Genomic DNA, 8,875 nt, shown 5'->3' on the forward strand with positions numbered 1-8,875 from the left:
CCTAGCCATCAACACTCTCCAAGCACAGGGAAAGTCCTGACCCCAAATAACCTGCAAAATGAGAATCCTAGGCTTGTCCTCGAATAATCATTTTATAGATCGAGCTTTAAAGAAAGTTCCTCGATTGGCTGTTTCCAATGCTCCGGGAACGCATCCGAATTTCGCACCTCTGCATCCACAACAGAGAGAAGAAGGATAACGCGAGCATTACCCGAGTCAGCCTCAAGATCGACAACACTTAAGATCTGATCAAGATGAGGATACAAATGCTCAATTGCTGAGTGAATAGCCTCGAGAGTGGGGTAGCTCTTGCGGTTAACCATGCTGAGCCCCATGTTGAGCTGACCGTCAAATGCCTCAGAAGGTAGCTGAGGAAACTGTCGAGCTGCATATGCTGCAAAACTATCATGATTAAGTTCACTGGAAAGGAATGCATATTCATCCCCTGACGAGTCTTCAAGAGTCCGTAGATAGTCTTGTCTCTCTTCACGCACGCGGTCGAATTGGTCATCTGCCGTTTCCAGAAGTCCCGCCAAACCATTCAATTTTCTCTGAATCTGTGATGGGATGTCTGATTCTCTCTTATAAACAAGATGATGATCAATTATTGCCCATGCATCTTGCAAGACAGTGCGCACCTGAACTTCACATTTAAGGTCCTTGAGATCGTCGTAGCGCGCACCTAAGTTTTTCTTACCAAGCCGTACAATATAGTGGACAGCTCCATATCCGAATTGATCAGGTGCTTTGTCTGTAAATTTGTCTACTTTTTCGAGAATATCAAATTCAGCCTTGATGATGGCTTCGATCTCATCGAGATCACTTACGTACAAACAAACGACACGAACGCCCGCAAAATCTTCTATTTTTTCGAAAGGCGATTCGTATTTCTTTCGTTCAATTTTTTCTAAGAAACTGTTGAGTGTCTTGGCCCTTTGGGTAACTAATGCCACGTCAATACTCTGCGTAGCAATGCGCTTACGTAGAATATACGCGACTTCTATGCAAAGCTGCTCGTAATCAGGACGCTGATTGATAAATCGCTTTATCGTTTCGGGTTGGGATTGCCAAAGAGAATCAACTTCGCGCCCATCATCAACTTTTTCCCCTCTATATCTTCGCTTTGGCACTAAACGCTCCTTAGTATAAATAATACATCCTAGGCATTTCTTTTTTACTTTGTCTCCAACAGCAATATCTCATTTTTTTTGCAGAGAACACCAGGAAAAACCAAAGCGAGGGGTCCTGGGGTCAGGTCTCCCATTTCCCAGACTGTAGGATTAATGGGGATCGGGAGACCTGACCCTCATGGCTTCTCTCATGGCTTCTGGACTAGGTACTCCGCCCTACCTGATTTCGTTGCAAACTCTTTCGTGTATTCAAACAAAAAAGTGAATAACCCTTCATTCCCAAATGATTTAGCCCCATAACTGAATGCAATTAACCCTCGGTAGAAATAGTTGAACATATCATCAACGTGATCCTGATAAAGTGGAGAACCATGCGCTGCCCCTAAGCATACAATAGGAGGGTCTCCACTAAAGAGTTCCATGATTTGGGGCGCTGCGGCATGAACATAGCCAGAATATGTCTTCGATAGCGTCCTGCTTATTTCTGCACCCCTACCTGGATCTTCGCCAGCGCCCCGGTCTTTATTAATATACGACCTAATTTTTTTCCTCGGAACCATCGGTCGTTTTTGAGCTGATTCAATAGCACTTTTACCCCCTTCTATTTCCTCCTCAAAGAACGCCTCTAAGTATTTATTATGAAGCTCCGTAGCATCTGCAAAAATAACTGAAAATGTTAGAAAGGTAATATCTTCCGTAAGTTCATCGGCAACCCGATGTATTACTGCTTGTTCCTGAAGCAAGCCTGCAGAGTTTAGTTGGATTATTGCCTGTAAACCTGTGACAACTCGAGCCAGCTTCAGAAAAATAGCAACATAAATAGTCTTTTTTTCATAGCGATAGGCATATCCGCCATTTATGAAAACCCGCTTCGGCACCCCTAATTGTGACGCCATCTCATTAAAGGCAACCACCATTTTATTTATTGCTTCTTGATACAGTTGGATCATATTCATTTAACGCTTCAATAACTGGTGCAGCTTTGCTGCGTCCGGCGCCGAAGGAATGAACTACATTGACTTTTTTCGTGTGATGTTAGCGCCATGAAAACTCTGATACAAAGGGATCAAGCTGTCCTCCATTAATGGGGATGTAGTTTGTGCTTTGTTTTCCAAGTTCATGTCTTTTCAACAAACGGTGATTCCCATCTATCAACCATTCATACTCATCAATAACAGTGACTAGAACCGGTTGCTCCAAGCGTATTTCACTCATCTGCTTTAAAGTCTTCGAATTTATACCATCGGTCCGGTTTATGCTAAGCAACACTCCTGTATCACACTCTTTAATTTGGAACACACTGCTATTCCTGTTTATGTGGTCAATAAGACCTGCAATATTGATCTGAATACCAAATCTTTGAAGCACTAGAACTTCATCATCTGCTCCTTTTTCAACAATCATCGCCCAACCCTTTTTAACACATAACAGGTATTAGAAAGCCCGCTCGGCTATCCAATAAACGCGCCGGTTTCCTATCACATTTACCAAATTTATATACCGACCGATAAAAGCAGAAATCTCAACGGGTTACAACGGCGTCCGTTCCGGGCGGCTGTGATATGAGGAAGGCATCGTTTCTGGATAAGCGCCGGGCATAAGGTTCTCTTCTACCCGTTTGGGGACAGCTGTCTACGAGAGTACGCTTTTGGCGGGGTGTTCGCGGCTCAAGCGCCGCTCCTACAAGTACATTTCACCTTCAGAAGTAACAGGCAGGGCCGGACGGCCCTGCCCTGCTGGGGTTCAGCCTTTGTTCTTCCAATCCAGGCTATACAGATCGTGTCGACGATCGCGCAGGTTGGTCACCGAGCCTTCCCGGTGCAGCAGTTTCAGTTTTTCCAGGTCCACATCCGCGAACATCAGCATTTCGGTATTGGGTACCGATTCGCTGATGATGGCATCGTGGGGGAAGTAGAAGTCGCTGGGAGAAAACACCGAGGACTGGGCGTACTGGATATCCACGGCATCCACCCGTGGCAGGTTGCCCACGGAACCGGCGATGGCTACGTAGCATTCGTTTTCGATGGCGCGGGCCTGGGCGCAGTGGCGTACGCGCAGGTAGCCGTTTTTGGTGTCGGTCCAGAACGGCACGAAGAGGATATCCATCTTTTCGTCTGCCAGGACGCGACCCAGTTCGGGGAATTCCACGTCGTAGCAGATGAGGATGCCCACCCTGCCCGCGTCGGTATCGAATACCTGCAGCTTGTTGCCGCCTTGGATGACCCAGTCGCGGCGTTCGTGGGGGGTGATGTGGATCTTGTATTGGGCTTCCACGGAACCATCGCGGCGCATCAGGTAGGCTACGTTGTAGACTTTTTCGTCTTCGATGACGGGCATGGAGCCACCGACGATGTTGATGTTGTAGCTCACTGCCATGTCGGCCAGGGCATCGCGCACTTCGTCGGTGAAGCTGGCCAGGAAGCGCACTGCTTCCACGGAGTTCAGTTCCGGGCGCAGGCCCATGAGGGGGGCGCTGAAGAATTCCGGCAGCACGGCGAAGTCGGCCCGGTAGTCAGACAGGGCATCGATGAAGAATTCCACCTGGTTTAGCAGATCCTGCACGTCGCGGGCGGCGCGCATGCGGCGCTGCACCACGCCCACGCGCACCACGGTACGGCGCGGCCATTCGGCGTCGTCGTCTTCCGGCTCGTAGAGGATGTTGTCCCACTCCAACAGGGTGGCGTAGCCGTGGGAGTCTTCGTCTTCCGGCAGGTAGGCCTTCATCAGACGTTTCACGTCGAAGCCGTTGGACAGCTGGAACGACAGGATAGGATCGTAGATGGCGCGGGCTTCTACCTGCTCGATATATTCGGTGACCGGCATCTGGTCGGAATAGTTGGTATAGCCGGGCAGTCGGCCACCGGCAAGGATGGCGCGCAGGTTTTCCTCGCGGCACAGTTCCTTGCGGGCTTCATAGAGCCGGCGGCCCAGGCGGTAGCCCCGGTACTCCTTGTCCACGAACACATCCAGCCCGTAGAGCGCATCGCCCTTCTTGTCGTGGGACTGCACCTTGTCGTCGGTGATCAGGTCTTCGTAGCGATGCGGGTTGGAGAAACGGTCGTATTTCACCTTGATGGTCAGCGCGGTGGCCACCAGCTCGCCGTTGTCCTCGATCACCAGCTGCCCGTCCGGGAAAATGCGGATCAGGGTCTTGATGGTCTCTTCCGGCCAGGCACCGCCGATGTCGTGGTAGACCTGGTTCATGAGAAGCGCCAGCGCGGGGTAATCGTCCTCGGTGAGGGTGCGCAGACGCAGGCGAGTGGTTTCTTCTGCCATAACAGAACAGCTCCTTCAGAAGCCGGCTCCGGGATCACCGGTGCCGGGCAAATTACGCATTAAGCGGCGGAAAGGGAATCAGCCAGCTCATATCCCGATTCTGCAACGCATGCATGCCGCTGGGATAGAGCGCCACACCATCAGGGCGAATAAAAATCACGCCACCGCCGTTGAGACCCACATAGCCGGATTGATGCTCGTTCACAAAGCCGCAGTCATCCTGCCAGTCCGGTTGCAGGGAGGGTGGAATGGTTTCATAGCCGATGACACCATTGGCCAGGGGGTCGTCGATGGCCACGCGGTCGCGGTACAGGCCCACGGCATCCTCCCCCACCAGCAGTACCATGCCCTGGTGAAAATGCAGCAGTGTGACATTGCCGCGCCGGGGCAACGGGAGGTTTTCCTGTAGGTCGATAATGGTATCCATGGAACAAATAATCCTGACTAATCGGACGGATAAATGGCTGAAAACATTGTAATACTTACCGGCGCGGGAATCTCGGCGGAATCCGGTATCAAAACATTCCGCGCCGCAGACGGGCTGTGGGAGAACCACCGGGTGGAAGATGTGGCCACGCCAGAGGCGTTTTTGCGCGATGCCACCCTGGTGCAGACTTTCTACAACAAACGCCGTGAACAGCTGCTCAGCGGCGCGATCAAGCCCAATGCGGCCCATCAGGCGCTGGCGAAGCTGGAACAGGCCTTTCCCGCCGGCCAGGTGCTGCTGGTGACCCAGAACATCGACAACCTGCACGAACGGGCCGGCAGCCGCAACCTGATTCACATGCACGGCGAATTGCTCAAGGGCCGCTGCCAGGCCTCCGGCGGCTTGGTGGAGGTGACCGGCGAGCTGACCCCGACCCTGCCCTGCCCGCTCTGCGGCGCCAAGGGCTGCCTGCGGCCCCATGTGGTGTGGTTCGGGGAAATGCCCCTGGAGATGGAGCGGATCTACCAGGCCCTGGCGAGCTGCGACCGCTTTATCAGCATCGGCACCAGCGGCAATGTGTACCCGGCGGCAGGCTTTGTGGAAGAAGCCAACCGCCACGGAGCACATACGGTGGAGCTGAATCTGGAGCCCTCCCAGCGGCTCACCGCCTTTGCCGAGCACAAGCATGGGCTGGCCACGGAGCTGGTGCCGGCGTATGTGGAGGCGTTGATCACCAGCCTGTGACTCTAAAAAGGCCGTTGGAGCCTTGCTCGCAAGGCGAATGTCTGGAAATGCCCACCCCCTTCGCCTTGCGAGCAAGGCTCCAACGGGTTTGGGGGTGGCAGGAGGCTCCGAAAGCGCCCGGCCCCATATTTCTATAACCCGCTGTTTCCGCTAGACTGCTTCACCTCTACAAAAGGAGTGTCAGCCAGAGCCGCCCGCCATAGAACGGGGCCCGGGGCCTCCAGCAACGACAGGTAGTAAAGACCATCATGACCGATAAACAGGTAGACGATCTCAATATCGCTTCACAGGAAGTGTTGATCACCCCCAATGCGCTGAAGGCAGAGCTGCCGCTTTCCGACAATGCTCGCCAGACCGTGATTGAGGGCCGCGAAACGATCCGTAATATCCTCGACCGCAAGGACCACCGTCTGTTCGTGGTGATTGGCCCCTGCTCTATCCATGACACCAAGGCGGCCATGGAGTACGCGCAGAAGCTGAAGGCGCTGGCCGAGGAAGTGAAGGACACCATCTACCTGGTGCTGCGCGTCTATTTTGAAAAGCCCCGTACTACCGTGGGCTGGAAGGGGCTGATCAATGACCCCTACATGAACGATTCCTTCAAGGTGCAGGACGGCCTGCACATTGCCCGCAAGCTGCTGCTGGATGTGGCCGAGCTGGGTCTGCCTACTGCTACCGAGGCGCTGGACCCGACGACGCCGCAGTACGTGCAGGATCTGATTGCCTGGAACGCCATCGGCGCACGCACCACCGAAAGCCAGACTCACCGGGAAATGTCATCCGGTCTGTCCAGCCCGGTGGGCTTCAAGAACGGCACCGACGGCAGCCTGGATGTGGCGGTGAATGCCATGCTCAGCGTGAAGCACCCGCACCGTTTCCTGGGCATCGACCCGGAAGGCCGGGTGGCGCTGACCACCACCAAGGGCAACCAGTACGGCCACGTGGTACTGCGTGGCGGCGGTGGCAAGCCGAACTACGATTCCGTTTCTGTGGCGCTGGCCGAGCAAGCGCTGGAGAAAGCCGGTGTGTCCACCAACATCATGGTGGATTGCTCCCATTCCAATTCCAACAAGGACCCAAGCCTGCAGCCGCTGGTAATGGAGAACATTTCCAACCAGATTCTGGAAGGCAACCAATCCATTGTTGGCTTGATGGTGGAATCGCATCTGAAGTTCGGTGACCAGAAGCTCCCTGCGAATCTGGACGACCTGGAATACGGCGTGTCGATTACCGATGGCTGCATCGCCTGGGACACCACCGAGAAAGCCATTCGCGACATGGCCGACAAGCTGCGCGACGTATTGCCCAAGCGCAACGATTGATCGCTGACTGATACGAAAAAGCCGCCTTGATGGCGGCTTTTTTGTGTCCGGGTTTTTTATCCATTGTAGGAGCGCCTCTCGAGGCGCGAACACGTTCGCAAGCAGGTCCGCCCTCCACGCTACGCTCGGTTCGCGCCTCGAGAGGCGCTCCTACAAGGGAGTATCCATAAAAAAAAGCCCGGCGCGAAGGCCGGGCTTTTTTTGTTGCTGTTGCCAGTAAGCTTAGAGCAAACCACCCAGCAGGCTGTCGAACAGATCCGTCAGGGCGTTGCCGGATTCCAGAGAGATGCCCTCTCCAGTTTCCTGGTTCGCCAGACAGGCCAGACCCAGAGTCAGCGACAGATTACCTTCGTCATTAAAGGCACTCAGTAGCGGACAGCCGGGCAGCAGACCGATCTGCTCGGAGTTGAGCAGCTCCACGTTGTCCAGGGACTCGATGAAGCACTGGGTCGGATCCACGGTACCGGTTCCAGAGTTTTCCGGGCACACCTGATCGGTGAGCGGGTTCGGCTCGCTCAACGGGCCCAACAGCTCTTCCAGGGCAGCAAGGCCGGCGCCGGCTTCGGTCAGACAGTCAGTGGGCGTGGTGGGACCCACCGCACCAGCAGCGGTTTCCGGGCAGAACTGCTCCAGCAGCGGGGCTAGCGGGTTGTCGCCACCGCCACCACCGGGCAGACCACCACCGGCCGCTTCCATGAAGCAGGCAGCCGGATCGATCGGCGCGTTAGCCGCCGCTTCCGGGCACAGCGCCTCGGTCAATGGGTTGGGACCCAACAGCAGCTCTTCCACGTTGCCGAAGCTGTTACCGGCTTCAGTCAGGCAGTCAAACGGCGTGGTTGGACCCAGATCCGCATCAGACGTATTGGGGCAGAACTGCTCGAGCACTGGCGCCAGCGGGTTGCCATCGGCACCCGGCAGACCACCACCGCCCGGAGCAAAACCACCGGCCGCTTCCATGAAGCAGGCAGCGGGGTCGATCGGCGCGTTAGCAGCCGCTTCCGGGCACAGTTGCTCGGTCAGCGGATTGGAACCCAGCAGCAGGTCCTGCACGTCTCCGAAGTTACCACCGGCTTCGGTCAGACAGTCGATCGGTGTGGTCGGACCCAGATCTGCTTCAGAGGTAGCCGGGCAGAACTGCGCCAGTACTGGCTCCAGCGGGTTGCCGTCAGCACCTGGCAGACCACCACCGCCCGGGGCAAAGCCACCGGCTGCTTCTTCGAAGCAGGCTGCAGGATCAATCGGGCTGTTCGCCGCCGCTTCCGGGCACAGTTGCTCGGTCAGCGGGTTGGAGCCCAGCAGCAGGTCCTGCACGTCGCCGAAGTTACCACCGGCTTCGGTCAGACAGTCGATCGGTGTGGTCGGACCCAGATCTGCTTCAGAGGTAGCCGGGCAGAACTGCGCCAGTACTGGCTCCAGCGGGTTGCCGTCAGCACCTGGCAGACCACCGCCACCCGGGGCAAAGCCACCGGCTGCTTCTTCGAAGCAGGCAGCAGGATCAATCGGGCTGTTCGCCGCCGCTTCCGGGCACAGTTGCTCGGTCAGCGGGTTGGAGCCCAGCAGCAGGTCCTGCACGTCGCCGAAGTTACCACCGGCTTCGGTCAGGCAGTCGATCGGAGTGGTCGGACCCAGGTCGCCCATGGAGGTTTCCGGGCAGAACTGCGCCAGAACCGGCTCCAGCGGGTTACCGTCAGCACCTGGCAGACCACCGCCACCCGGGGCAAAGCCACCGGCTGCTTCTTCGAAGCAAGCTGCGGGATCAATCGGGCTGTTCGCCGCCGCTTCCGGGCACAGTTGCTCGGTCAGCGGGTTGGAGCCCAGCAGCAGGTCCTGCACGTCGCCGAAGTTACCACCGGCTTCGGTCAGGCAGTCGATCGGAGTGGTCGGACCCAGATCGGCCATGGAGGTTTCCGGGCAGAACTGCGCCAGTACCGGCTCCAGCGGGTTGCCGTCTGCACCTGGCAGACCACCGCCACCCG

Annotated in this window: 7 protein-coding genes and 1 pseudogene; 2 read left to right on the plus strand and 6 right to left on the minus strand. The window is 55.9% G+C overall.

Going from position 1 to position 8,875, the window contains the following annotated elements; genetic code table 11:
• Window positions 1-92: 92 nt before the first annotated feature.
• The 5 genes from T9A_RS02435 to T9A_RS02455 all read right to left on the minus strand — a co-directional run bounded on the left by T9A_RS02435 (window position 93) and on the right by T9A_RS02455 (window position 4,833).
• The gene (locus T9A_RS02435) at window positions 93-1,130 is read right to left on the minus strand and encodes a GTP pyrophosphokinase (RefSeq protein WP_052042441.1); all 1,038 of its coding nucleotides are present in this window, start codon (window positions 1,128-1,130) and stop codon (window positions 93-95) included.
• A 188-nt stretch (window positions 1,131-1,318) separates the two neighbouring features.
• Window positions 1,319-2,086, minus strand: coding sequence for a hypothetical protein (locus T9A_RS02440; protein WP_035244735.1), 768 nt, complete (start codon window positions 2,084-2,086; stop codon window positions 1,319-1,321).
• Window positions 2,087-2,165: 79 nt separating this feature from the next.
• Window positions 2,166-2,534, minus strand: a complete 369-nt coding sequence (locus T9A_RS02445; RefSeq protein WP_035244737.1) for a hypothetical protein — start codon at window positions 2,532-2,534, stop codon at window positions 2,166-2,168.
• A 339-nt stretch (window positions 2,535-2,873) separates the two neighbouring features.
• Complete coding sequence (locus T9A_RS02450) at window positions 2,874-4,406, minus strand: bifunctional GNAT family N-acetyltransferase/carbon-nitrogen hydrolase family protein (protein ID WP_035244739.1); 1,533 nt, start codon at window positions 4,404-4,406, stop codon at window positions 2,874-2,876.
• 52 nt (window positions 4,407-4,458) lie between these two features.
• Window positions 4,459-4,833, minus strand: a complete 375-nt coding sequence (locus T9A_RS02455) for a hypothetical protein (protein WP_035244741.1) — start codon at window positions 4,831-4,833, stop codon at window positions 4,459-4,461.
• Window positions 4,834-4,866: 33 nt separating this feature from the next.
• On the opposite strand from T9A_RS02455, the gene cobB reads away from it, so the two are divergent.
• Window positions 4,867-5,577, plus strand: a complete 711-nt coding sequence (gene cobB / locus T9A_RS02460; RefSeq protein WP_035244742.1) for a Sir2 family NAD+-dependent deacetylase — start codon at window positions 4,867-4,869, stop codon at window positions 5,575-5,577.
• A 248-nt stretch (window positions 5,578-5,825) separates the two neighbouring features.
• On the plus strand, window positions 5,826-6,899 hold the full coding sequence (locus tag T9A_RS02465; RefSeq protein WP_035244744.1) for a 3-deoxy-7-phosphoheptulonate synthase: 1,074 nt from the start codon (window positions 5,826-5,828) through the stop codon (window positions 6,897-6,899).
• Window positions 6,900-7,121: 222 nt separating this feature from the next.
• On the opposite strand, the pseudogene T9A_RS17155 reads toward T9A_RS02465, so the two are convergent.
• Window positions 7,122-8,875, minus strand: a pseudogene (locus tag T9A_RS17155) (hypothetical protein); the annotation flags it as partial.

Source organism: Alcanivorax jadensis T9 (genome assembly GCF_000756655.1).
GTDB classification, from domain to species: Bacteria; Pseudomonadota; Gammaproteobacteria; order Pseudomonadales; family Alcanivoracaceae; genus Alcanivorax; species Alcanivorax jadensis.